Origin of the sequence: Embleya scabrispora (assembly GCF_002024165.1) — a bacterium.
In the GTDB taxonomy this organism is placed as follows: Bacteria; Actinomycetota; Actinomycetes; order Streptomycetales; family Streptomycetaceae; genus Embleya; species Embleya scabrispora_A.
In genome coordinates this window covers 130,573-153,990 of sequence record NZ_MWQN01000005.1, presented here as the reverse complement: position 1 = coordinate 153,990, position 23,418 = coordinate 130,573, and the positions used below count along the sequence as shown (strand labels likewise).

23 protein-coding genes and 1 pseudogene are annotated in these 23,418 nt (G+C 70.0%); 17 read left to right on the top strand and 7 right to left on the bottom strand.

Annotated features, from left to right (window positions below):
• Positions 1-26: 26 nt before the first annotated feature.
• Positions 27-1,004, bottom strand: coding sequence for a TauD/TfdA dioxygenase family protein (locus B4N89_RS45440; protein WP_078982573.1), 978 nt, complete (start codon positions 1,002-1,004; stop codon positions 27-29).
• Complete coding sequence (locus B4N89_RS45435) at positions 1,001-1,996, bottom strand: TauD/TfdA dioxygenase family protein (RefSeq protein ID WP_078982572.1); 996 nt, start codon at positions 1,994-1,996, stop codon at positions 1,001-1,003. Before B4N89_RS45435 ends, B4N89_RS45440 begins: the two co-directional genes overlap by 4 nt.
• Positions 1,997-2,224: 228 nt before the next feature.
• Between B4N89_RS45435 and B4N89_RS45430 the strand changes: the two genes are divergently transcribed.
• From B4N89_RS45430 to B4N89_RS45420, 3 genes are all read left to right on the top strand, one after another.
• On the top strand, positions 2,225-3,616 hold the full coding sequence (locus B4N89_RS45430) for a hypothetical protein (protein ID WP_078982571.1): 1,392 nt from the start codon (positions 2,225-2,227) through the stop codon (positions 3,614-3,616).
• A 208-nt stretch (positions 3,617-3,824) separates the two neighbouring features.
• Positions 3,825-4,799 carry a hypothetical protein gene (locus tag B4N89_RS45425; RefSeq protein WP_078982569.1) on the top strand — a complete coding sequence of 325 codons (975 nt, stop codon included), beginning with the start codon at positions 3,825-3,827 and terminating at the stop codon, positions 4,797-4,799.
• A 212-nt stretch (positions 4,800-5,011) separates the two neighbouring features.
• Entirely contained in the window at positions 5,012-5,689 is a 678-nt protein-coding gene (locus B4N89_RS45420; RefSeq protein WP_078982568.1) for a hypothetical protein, read from the top strand.
• Positions 5,690-5,980: 291 nt separating this feature from the next.
• On the opposite strand, the gene B4N89_RS53650 is transcribed toward B4N89_RS45420, so the two are convergent.
• Both B4N89_RS53650 and B4N89_RS53645 read right to left on the bottom strand, forming a co-directional pair.
• The gene (locus B4N89_RS53650) at positions 5,981-6,271 is read right to left on the bottom strand and encodes a DUF2716 domain-containing protein (RefSeq protein ID WP_414646490.1); all 291 of its coding nucleotides are present in this window, start codon (positions 6,269-6,271) and stop codon (positions 5,981-5,983) included.
• 26 nt (positions 6,272-6,297) lie between these two features.
• Positions 6,298-6,519, bottom strand: a pseudogene (locus B4N89_RS53645) (DUF2716 domain-containing protein); the annotation flags it as partial.
• Between the two features lie 670 nt (positions 6,520-7,189).
• Between B4N89_RS53645 and B4N89_RS45410 the strand changes: the two are divergent.
• Complete coding sequence (locus B4N89_RS45410; protein ID WP_078982567.1) at positions 7,190-7,666, top strand: hypothetical protein; 477 nt, start codon at positions 7,190-7,192, stop codon at positions 7,664-7,666.
• Positions 7,667-8,025: 359 nt separating this feature from the next.
• Here B4N89_RS45410 and B4N89_RS50425 read toward each other — a convergent pair whose 3' ends face one another.
• Positions 8,026-8,199, bottom strand: a complete 174-nt coding sequence (locus tag B4N89_RS50425) for a hypothetical protein (RefSeq protein WP_161501052.1) — start codon at positions 8,197-8,199, stop codon at positions 8,026-8,028.
• A gap of 712 nt (positions 8,200-8,911) precedes the next feature.
• Here B4N89_RS50425 and dnaE point away from each other — a divergent pair.
• On the top strand, positions 8,912-12,463 hold the full coding sequence (dnaE, locus tag B4N89_RS45405) for a DNA polymerase III subunit alpha (protein ID WP_078982728.1): 3,552 nt from the start codon (positions 8,912-8,914) through the stop codon (positions 12,461-12,463).
• Positions 12,464-12,499: 36 nt separating this feature from the next.
• Here dnaE and B4N89_RS45400 read toward each other — a convergent pair whose 3' ends face one another.
• Entirely contained in the window at positions 12,500-14,140 is a 1,641-nt protein-coding gene (locus B4N89_RS45400; protein ID WP_143658379.1) for a hypothetical protein, read from the bottom strand.
• Between the two features lie 383 nt (positions 14,141-14,523).
• Between B4N89_RS45400 and B4N89_RS45395 the strand changes: the two genes are divergently transcribed.
• The 10 genes from B4N89_RS45395 (at position 14,524) to B4N89_RS49360 (ending at position 21,595) form a co-directional block, all read left to right on the top strand.
• On the top strand, positions 14,524-14,907 hold the full coding sequence (locus B4N89_RS45395; protein WP_078982565.1) for a hypothetical protein: 384 nt from the start codon (positions 14,524-14,526) through the stop codon (positions 14,905-14,907).
• Positions 14,888-15,349, top strand: coding sequence for a Scr1 family TA system antitoxin-like transcriptional regulator (locus B4N89_RS53640; RefSeq protein ID WP_414646489.1), 462 nt, complete (start codon positions 14,888-14,890; stop codon positions 15,347-15,349). The genes B4N89_RS45395 and B4N89_RS53640 overlap by 20 nt, the downstream gene beginning before the upstream one ends.
• Before the next feature lie 292 nt (positions 15,350-15,641).
• The gene (locus tag B4N89_RS45390) at positions 15,642-16,199 is read left to right on the top strand and encodes a hypothetical protein (RefSeq protein ID WP_078982564.1); all 558 of its coding nucleotides are present in this window, start codon (positions 15,642-15,644) and stop codon (positions 16,197-16,199) included.
• Positions 16,200-16,553: 354 nt separating this feature from the next.
• The gene (locus B4N89_RS45385; RefSeq protein ID WP_078982563.1) at positions 16,554-17,150 is read left to right on the top strand and encodes a hypothetical protein; all 597 of its coding nucleotides are present in this window, start codon (positions 16,554-16,556) and stop codon (positions 17,148-17,150) included.
• Positions 17,151-17,242: 92 nt separating this feature from the next.
• Positions 17,243-18,277: a hypothetical protein gene (locus B4N89_RS45380; protein ID WP_143658377.1), complete on the top strand. Its 1,035-nt coding sequence runs from the start codon at positions 17,243-17,245 to the stop codon at positions 18,275-18,277.
• 44 nt (positions 18,278-18,321) lie between these two features.
• Positions 18,322-18,945, top strand: coding sequence for a hypothetical protein (locus B4N89_RS45375; protein WP_078982561.1), 624 nt, complete (start codon positions 18,322-18,324; stop codon positions 18,943-18,945).
• Positions 18,942-19,484, top strand: a complete 543-nt coding sequence (locus B4N89_RS45370; RefSeq protein WP_143658375.1) for a hypothetical protein — start codon at positions 18,942-18,944, stop codon at positions 19,482-19,484. The genes B4N89_RS45375 and B4N89_RS45370 overlap by 4 nt, the downstream gene beginning before the upstream one ends.
• A 34-nt stretch (positions 19,485-19,518) precedes the next feature.
• Positions 19,519-20,211, top strand: coding sequence for a hypothetical protein (locus B4N89_RS45365; RefSeq protein WP_078982559.1), 693 nt, complete (start codon positions 19,519-19,521; stop codon positions 20,209-20,211).
• Positions 20,208-20,876, top strand: coding sequence for a hypothetical protein (locus B4N89_RS45360; RefSeq protein WP_078982558.1), 669 nt, complete (start codon positions 20,208-20,210; stop codon positions 20,874-20,876). The genes B4N89_RS45365 and B4N89_RS45360 overlap by 4 nt, the downstream gene beginning before the upstream one ends.
• The gene (locus tag B4N89_RS49360) at positions 20,873-21,595 is read left to right on the top strand and encodes a hypothetical protein (protein WP_143658373.1); all 723 of its coding nucleotides are present in this window, start codon (positions 20,873-20,875) and stop codon (positions 21,593-21,595) included. The genes B4N89_RS45360 and B4N89_RS49360 overlap by 4 nt, the downstream gene beginning before the upstream one ends.
• On the opposite strand, the gene B4N89_RS45355 is transcribed toward B4N89_RS49360, so the two are convergent.
• A complete protein-coding gene (locus tag B4N89_RS45355; RefSeq protein ID WP_161501051.1) occupies positions 21,487-22,197 on the bottom strand; it encodes a type I-E CRISPR-associated protein Cse2/CasB in 711 nt (236 codons plus the stop codon). The two genes, B4N89_RS49360 and B4N89_RS45355, sit on opposite strands and share 109 nt — an antisense overlap.
• Positions 22,198-22,359: 162 nt before the next feature.
• Between B4N89_RS45355 and B4N89_RS45350 the strand changes: the two genes are divergently transcribed.
• Both B4N89_RS45350 and B4N89_RS45345 read left to right on the top strand, forming a co-directional pair.
• The gene (locus tag B4N89_RS45350; protein ID WP_078982556.1) at positions 22,360-22,839 is read left to right on the top strand and encodes a hypothetical protein; all 480 of its coding nucleotides are present in this window, start codon (positions 22,360-22,362) and stop codon (positions 22,837-22,839) included.
• A gap of 74 nt (positions 22,840-22,913) precedes the next feature.
• Positions 22,914-23,108 (top strand): hypothetical protein, encoded by a 195-nt coding sequence (locus B4N89_RS45345; protein ID WP_078982555.1) that lies wholly within the window; start codon positions 22,914-22,916, stop codon positions 23,106-23,108.
• Positions 23,109-23,418 lie beyond the last annotated feature (310 nt).

Sequence of the window (23,418 nt, the reverse complement as noted above, 5' to 3'; positions counted from 1 at the left end):
GGATGGGAGGTCACCGCCCGGGGGGGTTACGCGTCGGTGGCGTGGAAGGGGTTTCCGGTCACGGCGGTGGAGACGAAGCCGTCGGGTCCGGTGGGCCGCTCCCCCAGGACGGTGACCCGGTGCATGACGCGCGGCTGCCCGATGTGGGCGAGGTCGCCGGGGCCCTGGTGGGCGGTGGCGCGGTTGTCCCACATGGCGACGGTGCCCGACTCCCACCGCAGGCGGACGGTGTATTCGGGGCGGGTGGCCTGGGCGAACAGCAGGTCCAGGACGTGGCGGCTCTCGGCCGGGGACAGGCCGATGATCCGGTTGACGCGCGCCGGGTTGACGAACAGGACGTGTTCGCCGGTCTCGGGGTGCACGCGCACCACGGGGTGGATCGCCGCCTGCGGATCCTTGTTCACCAACTCGAGGATCGAGCGGTCGCGGGGGTCCTCGGGGAACATGTGGTAGCCGGCGAAGAAGGTGTGCTCGGCGCGCAACCTGGCGGCGAACGCCTTGAGTTCGTCGGAGAGGTGGTCGTGGGCGGTGACGAGGTTGACCCAGTGGGTGTCGCCGCCCCGGTCGGGCACGGTCTCCGCGCGCAGGACCGACAGCGCGGGCGGGTTGGCCGCGGTGGTCAGGTCGGTGTGCCAGCCGCAGATCCCGCTCCGGCGGCGCGACCGGTACAGCTCCTCGTGGTCGAAGCCGTAGCGGTCGACGTCGGCCTGCGGGCTGATGGTCCACACCTGCGGGTACGCCTCGAGGCCGTTGCCGTTCTGGGGGCGGGGGCGTTCGATCAGTGGGCCGAAGCGGCCAGCGAACGCGACGTGTTCGGCGTGCCCGAGGTGCTGGTCGCGAAAGAACAGCACCTTGTGCGCCAGCAGGGCCGTGCGCAGGGCGGCGATCGTTGCTGGGGCGAGGTCGGCGGCGAGGTCGACGCCGTCGACGTCGGCGCCGATGTATCCGGCGACGGGACGCACTCGCAGCTCTGGGGTGCCGGTCGTGGTCGTGGTGATGGTCATCGCGTGGCCCCCCGGGTGGAGACGGGAAGGGCGGTGAAGGGCTCGCCGGCGACGAGTTGAGACTCGTATCCGTCGGGGCCGACGGGCCGGTCCCCCAGCAGGGTGACGCGGTGCAGGGTGCGGCGCTCGCCGGTGATCGCGAAATCGCCGCCGCTGAGGTGCGCGGTGGCCCGGTTGTCCCAGAACGCGACGGTCCCCGGTTCCCAGCGCAACCGCACCGTGTACTCGCTGCGGGTGATCTCCTCGAAGAACAGGGCGAGGAGGTGGTCGCTCTCCGAGGGCGTCAGGCCCACGATCCGCATCGTGGAGGCGGGGTTGACGAACAGGATCCGCTCCCCGGTCTCCGGGTGCACGCGCACCGCCGGGTGCACGGCCACCAGCGGGTGGTCGTTGTTCTTGGCCAGCACCTGCCGGTCCAGTTCGTCGTGCTGCAGCATCAGGCAGCCGGCGAAGAACGCGTGCTCGGTGCGCAGCCGGTCGGCCAACGCGCGCAGCGCGGGCGAGAGTCCGGCGTAGGCGGCGGCCAGATTCGTCCACTGGGTGTCGCCGCCGTGGGAGGTGGCGGCCGTCGCGCGCAGGATTCCGGCCTTCGGCGGGTTCACCGCGGGCGTCAGGTCGGTGTGCCATCCGGCGTGGTAGTTCGTCCACCGCCTGCGGTAACGCTCCTCGAAGTCGGTGCCGTAGCGCTCGTCCTCGACCTTGGGGTCCACTGTCAGGATCTCGGGGTACCCGTCCGGGGCGATGCCCTGGTGCGGGGGTTGCCTGCGGGTGAGGTCGCCGAACCGGCGGGCGAACGCGACGTGTCGCGCGTGGTCGATGTCCTGCCCGCGCAGGAACACCACCTTGTGCTCCAGGACCGCCGCCCACAACGCGGCGATCGTGCGGTCGTCGAGGTCGTCGTTCAGGTCGACGTCGGTGACGTCGGCGCCGATGTGTCCACCCACCGGGCGAACCGTGATGCGGTCGGGTTCCACAGCCGTATCCAAGGTCATGACCCTCTCGTGATCACCCCGGGTCCCCTGGCCGTTCGGGGTTCGCGGGCTCATCGGGCATCCTGCGGGCTGCTCCCCAGGGCGCGGCACCGGTCGCGGCGGTGTCCTTGGTGTCGACGAGGACGCGCGGTGTCCTTGGTGTCCTTCGGTCCGCGTGTCGCCGCACGCGACTAGATTGCGGACACACCCCGCCGCCGGGGCAGGGGCCGAGCGGGAGGAGCACACGGCATGGCACCGTCCGCGGGCCGCGAACCCAACGAACGCCTACGCCTGCTGATGCACGCGGCGGGTTGGACGCCGGAGGCCCTCGCCCACCGGGTGAACCTCGTCCTCGCGCGCACACCCCACGCGCGCACCCTGCATCTGAAGACGCCTTTCGCGTGGGTGCGCCGCGGTCAGACCCCGCACGCCCCGGTCGCCGACATCGTGGTCGACCTGCTCGCCCGGGCCACCGGGCGGACCCTGGAGTTCGAGGACGTCTGGCCCCGCGCGCACACCCACCTGTGCCAGGCCGTTCCGGCCGATTCCGGGTTGGACGTACCGTGGGGCCACGACGGCACCCGGCGACTCCTGGAGGAATGGTCGATGATCACGCGTCGGGCATTCGTCAGCGTGTGGGGGCCCGGTCTCATCGGCAGCTCGCGCCACGCCCTCGCGATGACACCCGACCACGCCTCCGGTTCCGAGCCGTGGGACACCGACCCCGTCCTCGACCTCGTCGACGACATCGTCGCCAAGGCCCGTACGCTCGACGACCGCCACGGATCCCTAGGCGCGGCCTTCGTCGGCGAACAGTTCACCGTCGTGGCCCGTCTGCTCCGCGGTCCCACTCGACACGGCGCCGCGGCCGAACGGCGATTGTTCGCCGCGCTGGCGCAACTCGCCCAGACCGCAGGGTTCATGGCCCACGAACAGGCCCGCGAAGGCACCGCCCAACGCTGGTACCTCTCCGGACTACGCGCCGCCCGCACCGCCGGCGACGCCACCCTCGCGGCGAGCATCCTCGCGTTGATGAGCAACCAGGCCACCGTGTGCGCGAAACACTCCGAGGCGCTGCAACTGTCCTGGCTCGCACAGCAGGAAGCCCGTCAGGCAGCCGCCCCGGTCCGGGCCCTGATCCACACCCGTGCCTGCCTCGCCCACGCCGGCGCCGGTGACCTCAGCGGATACCAACGCGCCCGCGAGAGCGGCTTGGCGGCTGTTGCCGACACCCCGCCGGACACCCCGCGTCCGCAATGGACGTCCTACGTCGACACCATCGAACTCGACGCGATCGCCGGCCGCGCCCTGGTCCTGCTCGGCGACGTCGCCCCACACCACCAACCCGCAGTCCTGCCGCGAGCCGGGGCCCTGCTCGCCGGACGCGTCGAACACCCCATCGGACACGAACGCTCCGCACTGCGCCACGGCGCCCTCCAAGCCCTGGCCCACGCCGCCCGCAGCGACCTCGACCAGGCCGTCCGGGCCGCACGCGCCACCGTCGACCTCACCCCCGGCATCACCTCCGTCCACTGCGTCGACCTCCTGCGCCGCCTCCACACCGCCCTCGACGCACACCGACACCGCACCACCGACGTCAGAAACGTCCTCCTCGCCCTCGAACGGGCAATCCCCGCGTAGAAGAAGGCTGTCGACCGGCGCATGCGGGGCGCCGACCTCCACGACGATCACCGCGCTTTCGGAGATCACACGAGGTGGGGCGACGATGACGATGGCACCCGTTGCGGAAGTCCTGCGGAATACCGCGCCCTTGCCGGGTTCCCTGCGCGACCCTGGGAACACACGCTCCCCCACGCCCCCATCGGAGTCCGATCATGGAGACGACACCGTGAACCGCCGCCACCTCCTTCGCGGCGCACTCGCCACCGGCCTCACCGCAACCGCATTCGGCGCCTCGCTCGACCCGGCTCTCGCCGCCGACGCAGCCTCGGCCGTACTCCGCGACTTGGAGGCGGCCGCCGAGACGTACGGCTACGGCTACCGCGGCCAGGCCCCGAACCGCGTCCTGGCCAACCTCGCCGGGGACTTCGCCCGGCTGCGGCCGCTGCTCGACGCCCCGCAGCCGGTGGCCGCCCGCATCCGGGTGTGCCGCACCGCCGGGCAGATGGCCGGCATGGTCGCGATCGTGCTGCACGACCTCGGCGCCCGCACCGACGCCCGCGCCTGGTTCGCCACCGCGTCCACAGCCGCGCGCGAGTCCCGCGACGACGACCTCCTCGCGTGGACCCTCGCGCGCGAGGCGATGGTTCCGCTCAACTACGGTGCCCCCCGAGCCGCGGCCGCCCTCGCCGAGCAGGCCCGACGAGCCGCCGGGAACCGAGCCACCCCGGCGGCGACCCTGGCCGCAGCCGTCACCGCCCGCGCACACGCCCTGGCCCACCAACGCGAACAGGCCCGCCGGGCGGTCGCGGACGCCGACGCCCTGATGGAACGCCTCCCAGCCGGCGCCCGCGCGGACACGTGGCTGACCCACGGAAAACACCACGTGCACCTGTCCCACGCGCTCACCGCGCTCGGCGACACCCGCCGCGCCCGCGAAAGCCAACAACGCGGCCTGGAGCTGTCCGCACAGACCAGCACCATGACCCGCTCCCTGCTGACCCTCGACGCCGCCGCCTGCGACCACCACGACGGCGACACCGAACAGGCATGCCGCCGCGCCACCACCGTCCTTGTCGACCTCCCTGCCGCCTACCGCACCGGACTCGTCCACCACCGCGCCCTCGACCTGTACCGCTCCATCCCCGCCCGACACCACCCCGAGCCCGCGGTGCGCGAGCTGTACGACCTCCTGTCGGCTTGAACCCGGCAGAAGGCGGCGACGGCCAGGTCGAACAGCAGGTCCCGGCAGTCGAACGCCTGCTTTTGGTTCACCGCGTACAACGGCCCCACGCGGCGGGCGACTCAGTGCAGTTCCCCGTCAAGACCGCGCGTTGAAAATTCCACGCGCTGACCTTGAGTTATAGCTTGCGCTCGAGGGGCGCGGGCGCTGACCGCATGGGTGAGAATCGTGGAATGCAGACCACCAGCGTGCTCGCGAACGGCGATGAGATACGCGCCTATCTCAAGGACCAGGTGAACCTGATCCTTCGCCGTCCCGGTATGTACGGGGACGAAGTGGCGTTGCGGCTTGTGGTGGACCATCTGCTGTTCGCGCAGGGGCGACCCGACGCATGGATCGGACAGCAGCGCCATTGGGAGGAACGCGGGGCTTGGACCTCGCGGGGAATCGCGGGGGCCTTCAGCGACCTCTTGCCGAGGAACTGCCGTTCGGACTCCGTGGCCTCGGTCTACGCCGAGTTCGCGCACCGTCGTGGCTGGCTCCACCCCGACCGCGTCCTCACGACGGACGAGTACGACGTGCTGCGCGGCACGGCGCGCCGCTGGGCGTCGCGAGATCGCGTGTGGGCGGACGTCGTCACCGAGTTCGGCACCCCGTCCGTACTGTTCGGCGGGACCAACCCGCTGTACGGCAAGGCACTCGGCTACGTGAGCGCAGACCCCGGGGAACCCCCGGTGGTCTTCCATCTGTGGAACGGCAGCGCCCCGGGAACCGCGTCATCGTGGCCACCCGACCACACGGAACCCCTCCTGCTCGCGGTGCGCTGCGACGACGCCCCCTTTCGAGAGTCGTTCACCTTCACCCCCACCGGCCGGCGACTACGCCCCGGGACCACCGAACCGGTTCTCTGACCGCCGTCGAGTTTCGCGACACCGGTAGAAATCACCCTCGTATCACCGCCGTTGCGGGACCGCGGTGCCGGCGCGTCAAACGCAGATGGAACCGGGGTGCGTGGGCTGTGGGTTCGGCTGGCACCGGTGTCCACTGGGACGCTCGGTGGACGAGGGATGGCAGGCGCGGTCGAGGAGTGGTATGAGGTTCGTTGTGTGCCGCCGGCCGGTCGGCGGGCCAATATGCGAGGTCCCGGGATCTCGAGGGAGGCGGCCGGAACCACCGGAGAACGTGATCGCCGCTGCGGGGGGTCAGGTCGGGGGTGCCCCGTCCCGACGCAGGGGTCGTCCCAGGATGTGGTGTATGTCCTGTTCAATCACGTTCAGGAGTTCCGCGCCGAATACGCAGAGGGTGTGTTCCCAGGGGTGGCCGAAGGTGCCGAATCGCAGGTCCTGCGCGAGGAAGATGTGGTAGTCGCCATCGGGGTACAGGCCGAACGGCCAGCCCTCGCGCGAGCGCCCTTCGAGTACGCGCGGCAGGAACATGTCGGTCTCCGGGACGTCCGGGCGGAGACGGTAACAGGTGTGCTGCCAGTCCAGAATCCACAGCGCGACTCCCCCGGCTCGCAGCGGTCGGCGAGCCCGTCCTGGACGACGTCGACCAGGCGGTCGAGGTTCCGGTCGCCGGGGTCGTCGTGCAACGGGTCCAGGCTCGATGTGATCGACGACGAGGGCTCCGCAATCCCCGGGAACTCGTACACACTGGCCCTGAACGCGAACCGGGCATCGAAACGGTCCCAGACATCGGAGTATTCGCGATGGGACAGGTGGCGCAGGCGTTCGACGGTCACCAGACAAACCTATCGTCGCGTGGCTCGTCCGCCGGGTGGCGGCGTCCCGACCGGTCACCCGCCCGCATGGGACGGGTGGAAGGGGGTCCGGTCGCGTGGGCCGAAGCGCCCGTGCACGCTCATTTTTTGAGGAAATCCGGGTGCTATATGCGTGCCAGCGTTCGACCGCCGAGCCCCCGCGCGTCGACATCAATCCGGCGTTTTCGCACCCGTATCGATCACGGATTGATGATTCACGCACGTCGCGCGAGCGTCGTCTTTCGCTTTGTCGCCGACCTGGCGCATTAGTCGCACTTTCCAGCCCTTCGCGACGCTGGTCTCGTATTCGGTGCCGGCGCAGGTGCACGTGCATCGCGAGGATGCGGCGAATGTTTCGCGAAGTTGGGTTGTAGCGTTTCGGCTCGTTACAGCAGGAGCCCCGGGCGGCGGGTTGATCGCCGTCCCGGGGCACGCGTTCCGATCGGAGCATTGATGCGCGACCGTCGTCGGTCAACTCGACGAGGTCGTGAATCACCTGCGCGACCCCCACCCCGCGCACGTCCAGGCCGAGCCGTACCCCATCACCGCCGACCTCGCCGAGACCGCCTGCGCATCCTGAGGGACACCGGTCAACACCACCGTTTCCACAGCCCGCCGAACCTCTGTCACCTCGCGCCGCTACGTTCCCGCCATGGGCTACTGGGGCTACATCGTCGTCGCCAAAGGCGACCACACGCTCGCCGGGCATCCTGCCGTCACCGCGTTCGGCAACGGCGTCCTGGACGACTATCCCAGGGGCTCGTGGCGGGAGATCTGGATGCATTCCCGTCCCGGCGACGCCGCCGACATCACCGCCGTGGTCGCCGCGACCGGCGCCCCCGCGATGGCCTTCTACGTCATGGCCGAAGACTGCGCGATCGGCGAAGCCGCCACACCCTCCGGCCTGCGCTGGGACGGCGTATTCACCGAGGAATGCATCCTCAGCGACTACCCCGACGCACTCCCCACCGACTACCGGCGCGAACACGCCGTCGCCGGAGCCGTCGCCTGGGCCGCCGAAGCAGGCCTCACGGCCGATCCCGCCGGCATCGAGCACGCCTTCGCCAGAGGCTGGCTGCACCACCTCTACGACGCAGTGGGACTCCCCGGCGTCAGCTACCCCGATTGAGCTCACCCGTCTCGGAAAGCACTGCTTGCGGTACCGCTCGGCTCACTGGGGCGGGCCAACACCGGCCGCCCTCCAACCTCACGAGTTCCGCCCGGCAGAACGGTCGCCGCGGCACGCTGCGGATCGGCCGGGGTGTGGGCTCGTCGCGAGCATCAAGCGGGATGTCGCGCGCCGCACGGACCGATCGTCCCGGCAGCACCTCCCCCGCCACTGATGACGGCGTCCCCCACATCGCCTTCCTCCTTCGCCGGGTCACGCAGACGGTGCGGGCCGGCCGGGCGGGGTGTGGCGTGGCCCGTTGTCCGGTGCGGGCGGCCCGGCAGGTGGGCCCTGCGGGCGGGGCGGCGTCGCGCGTGCCCTCAGGACGCTGATCTCGTCGGTGATCGTCCGGGTCCGCGGATCGTGTACCCGGCGCCGTAAGCGGCCGTTCCCGGGTACAGGTCCAGCGCCAGATCGCGGAACACGGCCTCCTCGACGTAGTACATCGACCGGACGTGGGGTGTGCCGTCGCGCAGGCGCACGTCCAGACGCACCGTCCTGGCGTCCGAGCGCCGCCGAGCTGGCCGCGGCGTACGCGACCGACCCGATCCCGGCCGTCCGCGCGGGGGCTCTGATCGTCCTCACCCGCATCGACCTCGACCGACATGGCTGCACGGGGCGCCTCCGCGATGCGCTGGCGGACCCGGTCGCCGCGTACTGCCCGACGACGACATTTACGTGCCGCCCACCGAACTGCCCCTGGACACCCGGCTGCCCTCCGCGGCAACACGGATGCTCGCGTGAACGGACGACACCACACGGCAAGTCGACGAGAAGTACATCCTTCGCACCGCGAGCTCGGTCCGCGTCGGACTCGTGGGCTTCCCGCGGGGCGGTATCCGGATCCCTGGCACCGGAACCCGGCACCGCTGCGGCCGAGATGTTCGGGCGGCCCCGACGGGACACGTACATCCCACACTCGCCACATGAGCGCCCGCGGACTCGTCGGCAAGGAGCCGACGATGGCAACGGCCCCGGTGCGCGACGCCGACGCGGGAAGCATCCATCGGGCGAGGCCGTCCGATCGGCGTCCGACGTGGGATCTCCGACACGCCCGACGCGAGTCCGCCGGGGTACCCCGGTTCACCCCGGGGCGTCTCGGCACGGTCCCGGTTCGCCGTCGGCGACCGATGGGTTGATCCCGATGCCGGGGTTAGGGTGAGTGGCTCCTGCGACGGCCTGCCGATCCGAGGAGCCCGATCCGCCGTGTCCGACTCGTTCGTTCACCTGCATGTCCACACCGAATACTCGATGCTGGACGGAGCGGCGAAGAACGACAAGCTGTTCGCCGAGGTCGTCCGTCAGGGCATGCCGGCGGTGGCCATGAGCGACCACGGCAACATGTTCGGCGCCTACGAGTTCCAAGGCACGTCCAAGAAACACGGCATCAAGCCGATCATCGGCATCGAGGCGTATGTGGCGCCCGGTACGCGACATGCTCGCCGTCCCGAGTTCTGGGCGCCCGGTGGGCGCCGGACGGTGGTCGGCGCCGAGGGTGAGGGCGGCAAGGACGTCTCCGGCGGTGGTCGTTTCACTCACATGACGATGTGGGCGGAGAGCGCGCAGGGCCTGCGCAACCTGTTCCGGCTCTCCAGCCTGGCGTCGATCGAGGGCTTCTACATGAAGCCCCGGATGGACCGCGAGTTGATCGCCGAGCACCACGAGGGCATCATCGCCACCACCGGCTGCCCGTCCGGCGAGGTGCAGACCCGTCTGCGTCTGGGTCAGTACGACGAGGCGATCAAGGCGGCCTCGGCCTACCAGGACATCTTCGGCAAGGAGAACTACTTCCTCGAACTGATGGACCACGGCCTCGACATCGAGCGCACCGTCCGTCAGGACCTGCTGCGGATCGCCAAGGAGCTGAACATCCCGCTCCTGGCCACCAACGACTCGCACTACGTCACCGAGGACCAGGCCGACGCGCACGACTCGCTCCTGTGCGTGGGCGTGGGCAAGAACAAGGCCGACCCCAACCGGTTCAGGCTGGACGGGACGGGTTACTACATCAAGACTCCGAACGAGATGCGCTGGCTGTTCGCCGAGCTGCCGAAGTCGTGCGACAACACCCTCGCAATCGCCGAGCGCATCCAGCCCTACGACGAAGTCTTCGCGTACGTCGACCGGATGCCGCGGTTCGAGGTGCCCGACGGGGAGAGCCCGGCGAGTTGGTTGCGGAAGCGGTGCGAGGAGGGCCTGCGCCGGCGCTACGGCGACGATCCGGCGCCCGAGGTCCGCGCGCGTCTGGAGCACGAGCTCGCAGTCATCACCCCGCTGGGTTTCGACTCCTACTTCCTGGTGGTCGCCGACATCTGCCAATACGCCCGGGACAACGGCATCCCGCTGGGACCCGGTCGAGGTTCGGCACCGGGCGCGATCGTCGCCTATCTCACCGGCATCACCGAGTTGTGTCCGCTCAAGCACGACCTGCTGTTCGAGCGGTTCCTCAACCCCGAGCGGGTCAGCCCTCCCGACGTGGACCTCGACTTCGACGACCGTCGCCGCGACGAGATGGTGCGCTACGTCACCGAGAAGTACGGGTCCGCGTACACCGCGCAGGTCAACACCTTCGGCACGATCAAGGCCAAGGCCGCGATCAAGGACTCCAGCCGGATCCTGGGCTTCCCGTTCGCCACCGGCGACCGGATCACCAAGGCCTACCCGCCGGACATCATGGGCAAGTCGATGCCCCTGGCGGGCATGTTCGACAAGGACCACCCGCGCTACACCGAGGCCGGCGAGATCCGCGCGCTCTACGAGTCCGACCCCGAAGTGAAGATGGTGATCGACACCGCGCGCGGCATCGAGGGCCTGACCCGGGGCACCGGTGTACACGCCGCCGCGGTGATCCTGTCCTCCACGCCGCTGATCGACCTGATCCCGCTGCACCGGCGGGACAAGGACGGCGTGATCATCACCGGCTTCGACTACCCGTCGTGCGAATCGATGGGCCTGGTCAAGATGGACTTCCTGGGTCTGCGAAACCTGGGCATCATCGACCACGCCATCAAGATCATCAAGGCCAACCGGGGCATCGACGTCGACATCGAGAAGATCCCGCTCGACGACCCCCTCACCTACGAACTGCTCTCCCGCGGCGACACGTTGGGCGTGTTCCAACTCGACGGCGGCCCGATGCGCGCTCTGCTCAAACTGATGCGTCCCACCGAGTTCGCCGACATCTCCGCAGTCTCCGCGCTCTACCGCCCCGGCCCGATGGCGGCGAACGCACACGTCAACTACGCGCTCCGCAAAAACGGGGAACAGGAACCCGCACCCATCCACCCGGAGTTGAAGGAAGCCCTCGATCCGCTCCTCGGCGAGACATATCACCTTCTGGTGTACCAGGAGCAGATCATGGCCGTGGCACGGGAACTGGCCGGCTACAGCCTCGGCGGGGCGGACATCCTGCGCCGCGCAATGGGCAAGAAGAAGAAGGAGGTCCTGGAGGAGTCGTTCGCCCGCTTCCAGGCGGGCATGCGCGCCAATCGGTACTCCGACGACGCGATCCGGGCGCTGTGGGACGTCATGCTGCCGTTCAGCGGCTACGCGTTCAACAAGTCGCACTCCGCCGCGTACGGCCTGGTGTCGTACCAGACCGCCTACCTCAAGGCGAACTTCCCCGCCGAGTTCATGGCCGCGCTGCTCACCTCGGTGGGCGACGACAAGGACAAGATGGGGATGTACCTGGCCGACGCACGCTCGGCCGGCATCCGGGTGCTCTCCCCCGACGTCAACGAGTCGGTGGCCGACTTCACCGCCGTCGGGTCCGACGTACGGTTCGGCCTGCGGGCGATTCGCAACGTGGGCGACAACGTCATCAACGACATCGTCGACGCGCGCACGAGCAAGGGGAAGTTCAACTCCTTCGCCGACTTCCTGACCAAGATCGGCCTGCCCGCCTGCAACAAGCGCGCGGTCGAATCCCTGGTCAAGGCCGGGTCGTTCGACGCGCTCGGGCACACCCGCCGGGCCCTGGTCGATGTGCACGAGCAGGCGCTCGACGCGGTGGTCGGGCTGAAGAAGCAGGAGGCCGCCGGCCAGTACGACCTGTTCGGCGGCGGCGACGAGGCGGCGGACGAGCCGGCCGTCGGGCTCGACTTCACGCTCACCGACCAGGAGTGGCCGCGCAAGCTCAAGCTGGCCACCGAGCGCGAGATGCTCGGTCTGTACGTCTCCGCCCACCCGCTCGACGGCGCCGAGCACATCCTGTCCCGACACCGCGACACCTCGATCACCGAGCTGAAGAACTCCGGCCGGACCGAGGGCAACGTGCAACTCGCCGGGCTGATCACCGGCATCCAGCGCAAGGTGAACAAGAGCGGCTCGCCGTGGGCGATGATCAACCTCGCCGACCACGACGGCGAGATCGAGGTGCTGTTCTTCCCGCAGTCGTACACCCTCGTCGCGCACGCCCTCGAGGAGGACGTCGCGGTCAGCATCAAGGGTCGGCTCAACGAACGCGACGGCGCGCTCAGCGTGTTCGGCTCGGAGTTGGTCCCGCTCGACATCGGCTCGGCCGAACACGGCGGCAAGGCACCGGTATGCCTGCGGCTGCCCACCACCAAGGTCAACGAGAAGCTGGTGAAGGACATCAAGCGGGTGTTGTCCTCGCACCCCGGCGACAACCCGGTGCACCTGATCCTGGAGAGCGCGCGCATGCGCACCCGCTACAACCTGGACTTCCGGGTCAACCCCGAGGGCGGCCTGGCGGGCGAGATCAAGTCCATGCTCGGCGCGGGCGTCTGGACTATGTGACCGAGCCCCCAAACCGGTAGCGCACCGCAACGCCCCTTAGCCGCCGCGCGACGAAATCGGCTCAGGGGAGGACGTCGAGGTTGATGGGACGGCGAGGGATTCGAGGAACGTGCCGAGGGCGACGCGACGAGGGAGTCGGTCCAGGGCGGTGGACAGGTCCGCCCACCGTGCGGGGTCCGTGCCGCAGACCTCGATCAGCAAGGGGGCCGTCGTGTCGGCGGCGCCTTGCCCCAGGGCGTCGTCGACGGGCAGTCGCAACAGCAGTTCCGGCGTGCAGTGGCGGGACTGCCGCACGGCGTGCTGCACCGTGCGGAAGTGGTCGTCGTCGCCCACGCGGTCCAGCCACGACGCCAGGACCGCGGCGGGGTCGGGGTGCGCGTCGAGTTCGTCGTCGGTGAGCAGGCGCACGGTCGTGTCGTCGCCGGGCGCCTGCTCGCGGGCGACGGCGCGCAACCAGGCGGGCGCGGTGTCGGCGCATGCGAGGGCGCGTAGTTCGGCGGGGTGGAGGTGCTCCAGGACGGCGGCGACGGCGTCGCGCGGGGTGTTCGGGTTGGTCGCGAGGTGGGCGAGGGCGTCGACGCGCCGGCCCTGGTCCCAGCCCAGCTCCGGTCCCGGTCCGTAGCGGCCCTCCTCGGCGCGGACGACGACGGTGGGGCGGGGCAGGCGGGCGACGCGGTCGCACAACACCGCCAGGTCACGAGCGTTGTCACCGACTGCGGCGAGGTCGCGGGCGAGGCGGGGGACGGCGTCGTCGGTCAGGATCCGCGCGCTCGACAGGCGTCCTCGTCGCATGCACTCCGACACGGCGACGTGCACGTCATCGGCGGCGATTCCCCGGACACGCGGGTGTCGCCGCACGCGTTCGGCGATCTCACCCAGGCGCTCGCGCTGGGTCACCGACGGCCGGGGCAGGCGGGCCAGTTCGGGAAGGGTCAGCACGGGCAGGCATGCCTCGAGCAAGGCGTCGTCCAAGGCCTCGGTGTCGGCGTGCGCGAGCAGGACGTGCCGCACCGCCCGCCCCAGGTACGGGTGGGCGACCAGGTCCGGCCATCGGTCGGGACACCCTTGGAGCGCCCGCCACGCGGAACCGCCGAATGCCGCCTCACGCCAGGAACCCGGTCCCGTCGCCCGCGCCCAGTCCATGGGGCACGATGGCGCGCCGGGATCGGCCAGGGCCCGGGCGCACGGGCCCAGGGTTCGGTGCAGGATCGCGTCGAGCAGTTCGTCGGGCATCGGGCGCGCGGGTTCACCGGATCGGCGGCGGATGTCCCAGTACGACGCGACCGAGTCCAGGTCCCAATCGTTCAGGGCATCCAGGAGATTCGCGGCAACGCGTACGTGGCCGGCTCCGGCCACCGCCACGACCAGGGCCGGCCATACCCGATGGGCCGCGGTGATTATCGGCAGATCCTCCACGCCCAGTCGGCTCTCCCGGACGTGGTCCGCGACCGTCTCGCGGGTCACCGCGCGGATCAGGGCCGCGCGCAGCGCGGGTTCGCGCACCCGCGCGAACAGCACCGCAAGCGCCGCGCCCAACGCATCCCGACGCCATCGGTCGGTGTGTTCGGCACCGCGGGACGGCACCGTCAACGCCTCCACCACCGACGCGAAGGCCGCCTCCGGCAGGTCCTCACGGCACGCCAACACCCCCCACAGTCGATACGTGCGTGCGTTCACCACGGTGAAACCCCCAATCCTGCGGCCCGCCGACACCCGGGGCCGTTCCGGCCGGAACATAGCCCGAACGCACCGATCGTGGACGAGGAACAACGAACCGACCCCGCCCCGAGACCACCATGCCTACAATGCGCGCCCACCCTGGCATGGGTACACTCGGGCGCCCCGACAACGGCGGCAACGACTTTGACCCGGAGGGTCGTTCGGGATCAGTCGGCGTCCTCGTGGTCGTCGAGGTCGTCGGCGAAGTACGAGGCTCGCGTGGTGATGAGGCCCGGTTCGTGGATCGTCTAAGCGGTCGGAATTCCTTCAAACCCCGATCGCAACCGGCCACACTCCGTCCGGCCTTGTGGACGGCGTACCGGACCTGCCAGGTTCGGGGCATGATTGTGTCGTTCGTGTGCGAGGGGCGAGCCGGTTCGGTGGAGGCGACCGTCGAGCGGGTCGACGATTCCGCCGCGATCGGACAGACGGCCGAGGCCAGGGGCTTCCCCTGTCTGACCGCCCGCGTCGCCTACACCGGTCGCGGTTACGACGCCATGTTCGGCTGGGTCCAGTCGGTCCGTTCCACCGACGATGCCGCAGGCAGCGCCGTGTTCGCGATGGACCCCTTCGTTCTCTTCCCCGATTCCCGTTCGCCCTACTGCTATTTCGGCCTGGCCCCGACGCTGTTCGACTCCCCCGTAGCCCGGATGGCGGTTCGACAGGACCGGGAGGAATACCCGCTCCCGCAGACGAGACCGCCGGATGGGGACCGGGATCAATGATTTCGGTGGTGGCCTCGGCGAACGCGCCGGAACACCGGAACGCCGGCGGCGAGGAGTACGGCAATGGCCGCCGTCGCAGATCATGAAGCACCAGCTTCAGCACATCATGGACTTGGCGAAAGAGCTGCCGAAACTCACGATTCAAGTACTGCAGTCCAAGGCCGGGGAGCACGCTGGCATGGACGGACCGTTCTCGGTGATGGACCTGCCAGGCATGCCGCAGATTGCCTGCATCACGAGCCTGCCATCGACGCTGTACGTTGAGGACCCGGATGACGTAGAAACGCACGCCACGGCCTTCGATCACGTCCAGGCCGCAGCGTGGCCAGCTACAAGCCGTGTCCGGCCGCGGAGTAGGTCAAAGCGTGGATTCTGGGGCGGGCATCCTGAAGCATGCCCCTGCCCGGCCAGCCGCTCCAGGTGTCACCTGCGGTACCGGTGATGACTTCAGGTTGTGGAATCCTTGCCTGCCGTGATTGACGCCCGCGCGTGTCGCCCGGACGTTGCGAGGGACCACGCTTGCGCCCGATGCAGACCGTAACAAGAACCCGCCGCGACAGCGCGCTCGTCCCAGGCCGGGGGCGCTCAGGGAGGCATCTCATGGGAGACCACGCAGGTGACAAAGCTCCTCTCAAGCCGCTGAAGCCGGGCCAGACCCCGCCCGCGCCGAGCGACCCGACAAGCGCCCCGACGGCAGCTCACACCCGGGCCGGCCAGCGCCGCAAGGACGACAAGTGACCCTCGCGCGCGTCCTCGCGAACGCAGACGGCATCCCTCCCGGCTGGCAGCCCGCCCAGACGGGATACCCCGACGTCGTCGTCATCACCGGCGACGGCACCCAGGGCCACCCCGCCGGCCGCAGCCGTGCTCACCACCCCACCCGCGTGGCTCGAACAGACCCGCCCCGGTGGCCTGATCGTCATACCCTGGCGCCTACTACACCGGCTCCGACTGGACCACCGTCCTCACCGTCCACGTCCACCCCCGACTGCATCCCCGCGCGCCTAAACGACACCGACGGCAGCGTCAACCTGTGGCTGTACGGCGCGGACACCGGCGACGGCGAGTCCATCGCGGTCGCCGCTTTCGGCGACGGCTACGAACCCCAGGCACTCCAGGCCGGGCCCCGGGATCTGTGGACCGAGGTCCAGACCGCCTACCACCGGTGGGAGACGGCCGGGAAGCCGGACGCGGACCGCTTCGGGCTCACGGTCAACGTGGACAAGGACGGCGGGCTCGAGCAACGTCCCTGGTACGGGACTCCGGCACGCGAAATCGCGTTGCCGAAGTAGGCCACACGCAACGGCGTCGTTGGTGTGACGGGCCCGCCGACCCGAAGCCGGGCTGCTGCGCGGACACCGACGAGCAGGCGGCCGAAAAGGCATCTGCTCGTCGTCGTTCGTACCCCTCGGCGGCAGATCCGCGCGTTCGGACCCGGCGCGTCGGACGGCGTGGGTAGGCTGCGAAACGGCCGGGATCGGCCCCAGGCCCCTGGCCGTGGTGCCCGCTTCAGCGGGAATGAGCGCGGAATTCCGCGCGCCGACGAGCAGTTCGCGGCTACGCCGTCGATTCGCGCTCGGCCAGGGCGCCCCTGCCGTCATCCGGTGAGCGCCGTTTCCCGTACTCGCATCGAAGGCGACGAACTCATGAACGACAAGCACGTCGAGGCAGCAGATCTGCTCCTGCTTCTGTGTGGCGCGCAACCGCACCCGGAGTTGACGCCGGCTCGCCGCGTGCGCTGGGCGGCCCGCATCGGCTCTGTGTGGCTCTCTCACGAAGCCCGTGTCACGGAGGGCCTTCCGCCGCTGGAGTCGGCCGAGGACCTCTTGGTTCTCGGCGAATTCGTGGACGCGACGACAGCCTTCCGCAGGTTGTACCGCTCCGCATGGGGATACGAGGAGTGGAAGCAAGCCACGCCGGTGGCGCTGAGAACCGCGCGGGCCATCCGCACCCGGCGCCCGGACCTGCGGGGCCTCGCCAACGGGGTGCACGCGTTGTGCAACGGACCCACTTTCCCGGCCCACGGCACGTTCGTCTCGGCGGTCACCCGGGCCGCCGTCCATGGTCGTCGGTACGAGGACACGGTGGCCGAGTTGACTCTCGCGCGACTGTGCTTTCGGGCCGATCCCGCCGTGGCGCTCGACTACGCCCGCAACCGCCCCTCGAAGCGGTGGGTCGCCCTGGTGGCGCGGGCCTCGGAGTCAGCGCCCACACGTCCTCAACCAGCACTAGTGCTGTCCTGACGAGTACATGTGAACATCTGTCTCATGCGATGCCTCCAGTCATTATGAAGAAATGTGTACTCCAGGGGACAGTTTAGGCTAGGGTGGTGGTCATGACGGACACACCACCGCAGCCGGTGACGCCGGACCTTCCCCACTTCTACGACTCCAAGGAAGGGGCCGACGATGCCCTCCTGGAGTTCGCACGCCGCAGGATGGCTCTGGACGAGGAGGAGAGGCCCCTCCTTCTGGGGGCCTTGGCCGCCGGCGTGAGCGCGGCCCGGATCAACCGGATCACCGGTAGGTCCCGCAACACCCTCCACGAATGGAAGAGGGCCGCCCCGAAGGCGGGGCCGATCGAGGAGGGGGCGAAGCAACGACTGTTGCGGGGCGTGGAGAACCCGCCGCTCCTGGGTTGGTTCCGCACGCTCCAGGCCCGACGCGTCGACGCGTCACCCCCGAAGCGCGTGCCTTTCACCGACCCCGACCAGGTTCGCGCCTACGTCGACGCCTACGTCCGGCAGCGGACGCTGACGTACACGGCGGAACTCGTCGTCGTCAAACGGCGCCTGGTGGTCAAGTACGAACTCGACCGCGACCCGCGCCCCGGAGTCGTGTGGGATCCGCCGCCGTCGTTCACCGCCGTCCAGGGACGCCTGGGCCTGGACTGGGACCGCGAGGACGGGTTGTCGGAGCAGGATCAGGAACTCCACGGGGCTGCTCTGAAGGCCCATCAGGCGGCCGAGGACGCGTACTTCGAGCCGTATCCGCGTCTTCGCCCCACGGTGGACCATCTCCAGACCGACGTGTGGCTCCAGCGGCGTGCGGCCGAGTACCGGCGCGACGAGGGGCCGCTTCGCGATTACAGCGATTTCGACGAGGACTTCCCGGGGGAGCCCGAACCGGAGAACAGGGATGCCGCCGGGGCCGGGTACGCCGACGGCCACGCGGACACCCGCGCGCGCCTGGCCGAAGACCTGGAGAGGCTGCGCCTGGGCGAGTTGCCGGACGATGCGCCGGTCGACGTGATCGCCGCGGACGTCGACAGGATCAAACAGGGCTTGACGCCCCGGGACGACGTCACGAGCCCCGGCTACTTCCGCCTCGCCCCGGAATCCACCGACGTGGAAGACGAGGAGCCGTGGTGAACCCCCCGACAGGCCCGGCCGATTCGTCCCCCGGCCGGTACCCCATGCAGGATCTGACGGCGTGGCGTGATCGGCTGGCCGCAGGCGTCGTTCCCACCGTGCGCAGGCACGTTGCCGCGCCCGTCGTGCCCGTCATCAACGGTGCCCTGCTGTCCACCATCGACCTGCGCCGTCAGGCGATCCTCAAGGAGAACTGCGTACGCGCCGGAACCGATTTCGGCACGGACCGGAACACCGGGCCGCTCGGCCTGCTCATCGTCACCGTGCGGTTCGCCATGCACCTGGCCGCGCTCATGGTCCGACACGACCTCGCCGACCCGATGGCGTTCACCCCCGACGGGTGGCGTCCGGTGTCCGACATCATCGCCGAACGGGCCACGGGCTACCGGCACCGCGACGGCAACTGCCGCTCGCGGTACACCCTCGAACTCGCCGGCCTTCTCAAGCCGTCCACCTTCGATCACGTGCCCCCGGTGATGGATCCCGTGTTCACGAGCCTGCGGTCCATGTCCAACAGCACCGACGATCGATGGTGCCCCGAGAGCCGGCTGATCACGGCGGTCACCACGGCGCACACACGCCTTCACCGGGGCGATCCCGAACTCGTGCGTCAGGCGCGAGACCTGGTGATCGCCCCTCTCCCTCACCGCGCATGGAGTACGGCATGACCCTGCCGAGCATTCGCCGGTCCCACCAGGACCCGCCCGAACCCGCCACCACCGACCCGCTGAGGATCCTCGCCGTCCACGGCCTCCACGAATTCCGCCGCCACGACCACACCGAGGCGATCCGCGGCACGTACGTGACCCTGCGCCAGTACGACGAGATCGCCGCCGCGGTGTTCCTGCCCGGCGTCAACGAACGCGATCCGCAGGTCACCGACGCGATCGACCGCATCGACCGATGGCACAGCGTGCTGTTCGACCTCCTGTCCCTCAACGGCATCCCCACCACCCTGGCCCGACTCGAACAGGCCGCCACGGAACACGACCTCGACAACGAGCCGGCCGCCGCCCGCGAAGCCCGCGCGCGGATCGCCGACGTGACCGCCCGGCGCGCGGCCCTGCGCGAGTCGATCGCCGTGTGGGCCGCCGCGTTCGGCGACCCGAGCGAACTCGACGGCGTCCTGTACGGGTTCGGCCCGCACGGGCCCTACCTCGACGCCGCCGAAGACCTCCGCGCGACCCTGGCCGCCTCCTCGGCCTGACCGAACCCTGCCGCCCCGAACCCTTGGAGACGAGATGACCACGCCCACCGCAACCACCGACGAAGAACGGCTCCGGCAGTTCAGCGATTTCCTGCACGGCCGATGGACGCCGAAATCCCTACCGAAATACGCCGTGAAAGACACCGCCGATTTTCTGCTCGTCACGACATCCATGGACCCCGGAACCGCGTCGCGCGACGACACACGACTCGCCCTGTGGAACCTGGCCTGGCGCACGAACACGAGGGGCTGGGGCTTCGCCTTCGTACCCGCGCGCATCGCCGCCCGATGGGTCGCCCTGACCCTCCGTGAGGAATACGAGGACCCCTTCGACCTCACCCAAGCCAAGTACGACGTGCGAGGACACGCACCTGTCGGCGACGGCACCCTGGCCGATCTGGTCGAGCACACCGCGAACGCCTTCTGGGCCCCCGACGCCGAAACCGGAGACAGCGGCGACGACCAGGCGGGCATCCTCTCCCGGCGCCTGCGCCGCGCGGTCGACGCCGACCGCAGGGTGCGCGACGGACACCTCCGCGAGAGCCTGAACTGCCTGAGCCTCCTTTCCCTCCAGGACCCCGACAACACCCTGCGCATTGCCGCCCGCGTGTCCCGCGCCGTGCGTCTGGCCGCCTGCACGGAACCCGGTTCACCGGAGGAGAGCCGCCTCGCACGCGCGCGCGATGGCATCCTCGGCCTCGATTCCCGGGACAGGCAGGCACGATGAACCGCCCACACCCCGACGCCGACACCCGGCACGGCGCGGACCTCCGACACTGGATCACCGATATCGCGGACATCCCCCGCATCACCCCCGAAGCCGCCGACGCGTTCCGGGCCCTGTTCCACGGCGTCCTGCTCACGGGACCCGACCCGAAGGTGCAGGCCGTACTCCACGACCGGGTTCGAACCGTCAGCCGATACCTGGGCGGCCGACACCGCGAATCCGTGGGAATGGTCTCCATCGGTTCCGGCATCGCACTGCACCTCGCCGCGCTCCTCCTGCGCCGGCACCACGACGACCCCTGCGGGCTGAAGGGCGAGGGCAGCATCGCGGACCTCGTCCACGACACCGCCCACGCCTACGACCACCTCGTCCAGGACGGGGCCGGTCACGCCATGAGGCTCTACCGCGCCATCGACGGATACCGGGAAACGGACTGGGACCCCCCGGTGCTCCGAACCCTGATGCGCCGGCTGGCCGCGTTGCACCTGCGGCCGGGGAACTGGGCGCCCGAAGGTCACGTCGTCCAAGCCGTCCTTGCCGCCCACGCCCACACGCAGCGAGCCTCGCGGGACGTGCCTGCGGACTGGAGCCTGCTCACCGAGGCCCGCGACACGGCCCTGGACCTGCCCGGACACCGCCGCTCGAAGGAACCCGCGACGCGATGAGCACACCACAGGCCCCCACGAACGACCCCGTCCACGCCATCCTCCCCGGCGAGGACGAATACGGCGGGGACATGGCGCGCGACATCGCAGCCATCCGTACCGTCCTGACGGCGGACGGCCCCCACGGGGGCATCAGCACTCTCGCCCGAGACAACGCCGCGTGGTTCCTCCTGGAATGCGCGCGACCGCTCACCGAGAACCGGCGCGTCACGTTCTACCGCCGGCTGCTGGCCGAGGCCGACCGCGTCGGGGATCCGCCCGCGCGGACGGCCGACGGAACCGTCCGGGTCGCCGCGCGCATCGCCGCACGCTGGACCGCCCGGGTCCTGCGGCGGTCGGGATCGTCGGTACTTCCCGGCCTGCTCGACGAGACCGCCGACAACTGGTGGGGCAACCCTCACGTCGGATCCAGAACCGCTGACGTCACACGCCTTCGCCGGGCCATGGTCGTGGACGCCCCCGACGACCCGGCGCTGCGCAGGATCGTCGACGACATGATCAGAAAAGGGACGAACGGAATCCAGCGGCGTTCCCTCGCCGCGGAGGGCTACATGCTGCGTTCCGCCGCGACAGCGGTCGTCCACGCCGGATACGCCCGCCGCCATCTCGGCTACGTCACGTCGGCGGTGCTGTCCCCGAAAGCCGCAGGATCGAGTTCGTCGGCGACCGTCGCCAACGCCGACGAAGGCACACCCCGGCCTTCCACGGCGCGCCAGTAGTGCCGCCGCCACTTGCGCCGCACATGACGGGCCCGGTCGTCCCCGCCCGGGGACTCGAACCCGGTGTACAGCTCCGTCAGGTCGTCCACCAGACGCAGGAAGTCGATCGGCGCCGCCGCGGCTTCCGCCACACGCGCGGTGCGATACAGCGCGCGGGTGAAATCACCCTCGTGCCGGGCTTCGAGAACGCGGCCCAAGCCCTCGTGCCCTGCGCCGCGCCGCACCGACAGCCCCATCGTGGTCCCCCAGGTGATCCGCGATTCGGCGGACCCCTCCCGGACGGACGCTCGCGGGTGCAGGCCGTAGATGCGCGCCGTCGCGGCCCACGCCCTCTCGTCCGCAACGCTCAAACGGCCCGTCGGCCACAGCACCGCCAGGATTTCGGCCTCCCGCTCGGGCTCCGCCACCTGCGACACCGCCAAGCGCCGCAACTCCCGGCGCGCAGCGCTGAGAGCCCGCATGTCGAGCCGTGACACCCGCAGGCGTTGCAGCTCCTCGCGGGGGCTCCGAAGTCCTCCGAAGGCAGTGGCGTCCACGGTCGGGTCGTTGCCGTGCATTGCGTGCAGCTTGAGCACGAAAAACATACGGCGGCGGACACCCACCGGTACGGACTCGGCCGTGATCGCATTCATGAGCGCCATCGTGGCAGAGGATCACCCCGCCGCGTGCGTGGTTCGACCCCCGGCCCCGGACTCGTCGGAAGTGGTCCGGCAGCGGGACGACCTCCCCTAGAATCGTCCGCATCGTGGCGAAAGGCCATAGCCATGCTGGGTGTTCGATCACCGTACGATCCGGGATTCCCGGCGCGAGCCCGCGCAATCGGAGGCGATTTCCGGCGCAGCGACCGCCTGTGGCTCTTCGACCCCCGCCGGATCGACGAAGTCCGCGCGTTGCTCATGGAGTTCTACGGCACCGACGGCGAGCGCAGCGACGTTCTGATCACCGCGGAACTGGACGTCTCCCGTTTCGGACACACGAAGGGGCACAACGAAGTGTGGTTCGCCAGACGCCGCATCGCCTGGCGTCCGGGACGCGACGAGCGGGTGCGGTTCCACTACGACGTGTCCCTCGTCTCGGGCGGGTTCGCCTCGCAGGGCGGCACCGTCAAATACCCCGCGCTGAGCCCCCTGCCGGGCACCGTCCTCAAGATCAGGGACATCCCCCGCACACTCCTGAAGGAGGAGGAACGCGTGGGGTGGTGGAAACCGGCCGGCACCTCGGGCGCCCCGGCCCACACGGCATAGGCCGCCTCCTCTTTCTCGGCCGCGACCCCGCAGGCCGACACCCCCGAAACCCCACATCGACAGGAGCCCGGTCCATGAAACCGACCATCGTCCACAAGCTCGTCGTCGGCAATGCCCTGATGGCCGGATCGATGATGGTGATCGTCCTCGCCGTGCTGGACGCGGACCCGGTCAACTGCGCGTCGGGCGGCATCCTCATGTCGGTCTTGTCCTACCTGATCATCAGGGGCATCAGCGGCTGGTCGAAGACCGCCGCTCCCCGCACGTAGCCGAACGCTCGAACACCTCGTCGGGCGGGCCCGCAGACCGGTAGGGCCCGCCCCGTACGACAGCACAACGCGTTGGTGCCGTCTCCGTGCGCCGAAGCCGCTCCAAGCGCCTGGGTGACGAACATCCTCCCGGGCGTCCACACAGAACGCCACCGGCAGCACGTCGTGGCAGGAACCTGCGGTACCCGGCCGCGCAGGGAACTTCATGAGCGTCTTTTGCACCTCCGCTGCGGCATGCGACTAAGGTTGCGGGCAGCGGGGCGGTACATACCCGCACGGCGGCCCTCACCGGGCCGATGGATCGCAGGAG

What these genes read in the sequence shown, in the direction of transcription:
- B4N89_RS45440 (WP_078982573.1), bottom strand. Translation starts at nt 1,004, where the DNA reads ATGACCATCACCACGACCACGACCGGCACCCCAGAGCTGCGAGTGCGT.
- B4N89_RS45435 (WP_078982572.1), bottom strand. Translation starts at nt 1,996, where the DNA reads ATGACCTTGGATACGGCTGTGGAACCCGACCGCATCACGGTTCGCCCG.
- B4N89_RS45430 (WP_078982571.1), top strand. Translation starts at nt 2,225, where the DNA reads ATGGCACCGTCCGCGGGCCGCGAACCCAACGAACGCCTACGCCTGCTG.
- B4N89_RS45420 (WP_078982568.1), top strand. Translation starts at nt 5,012, where the DNA reads ATGCAGACCACCAGCGTGCTCGCGAACGGCGATGAGATACGCGCCTAT.
- B4N89_RS45410 (WP_078982567.1), top strand. Translation starts at nt 7,190, where the DNA reads ATGGGCTACTGGGGCTACATCGTCGTCGCCAAAGGCGACCACACGCTC.
- B4N89_RS45395 (WP_078982565.1), top strand. Translation starts at nt 14,524, where the DNA reads ATGATTGTGTCGTTCGTGTGCGAGGGGCGAGCCGGTTCGGTGGAGGCG.
- B4N89_RS53640 (WP_414646489.1), top strand. Translation starts at nt 14,888, where the DNA reads ATGGGGACCGGGATCAATGATTTCGGTGGTGGCCTCGGCGAACGCGCC.
- B4N89_RS45385 (WP_078982563.1), top strand. Translation starts at nt 16,554, where the DNA reads ATGAACGACAAGCACGTCGAGGCAGCAGATCTGCTCCTGCTTCTGTGT.
- B4N89_RS45380 (WP_143658377.1), top strand. Translation starts at nt 17,243, where the DNA reads ATGACGGACACACCACCGCAGCCGGTGACGCCGGACCTTCCCCACTTC.
- B4N89_RS45375 (WP_078982561.1), top strand. Translation starts at nt 18,322, where the DNA reads ATGCAGGATCTGACGGCGTGGCGTGATCGGCTGGCCGCAGGCGTCGTT.
- B4N89_RS45370 (WP_143658375.1), top strand. Translation starts at nt 18,942, where the DNA reads ATGACCCTGCCGAGCATTCGCCGGTCCCACCAGGACCCGCCCGAACCC.
- B4N89_RS45365 (WP_078982559.1), top strand. Translation starts at nt 19,519, where the DNA reads ATGACCACGCCCACCGCAACCACCGACGAAGAACGGCTCCGGCAGTTC.
- B4N89_RS45360 (WP_078982558.1), top strand. Translation starts at nt 20,208, where the DNA reads ATGAACCGCCCACACCCCGACGCCGACACCCGGCACGGCGCGGACCTC.
- B4N89_RS49360 (WP_143658373.1), top strand. Translation starts at nt 20,873, where the DNA reads ATGAGCACACCACAGGCCCCCACGAACGACCCCGTCCACGCCATCCTC.
- B4N89_RS45350 (WP_078982556.1), top strand. Translation starts at nt 22,360, where the DNA reads ATGCTGGGTGTTCGATCACCGTACGATCCGGGATTCCCGGCGCGAGCC.
- B4N89_RS45345 (WP_078982555.1), top strand. Translation starts at nt 22,914, where the DNA reads ATGAAACCGACCATCGTCCACAAGCTCGTCGTCGGCAATGCCCTGATG.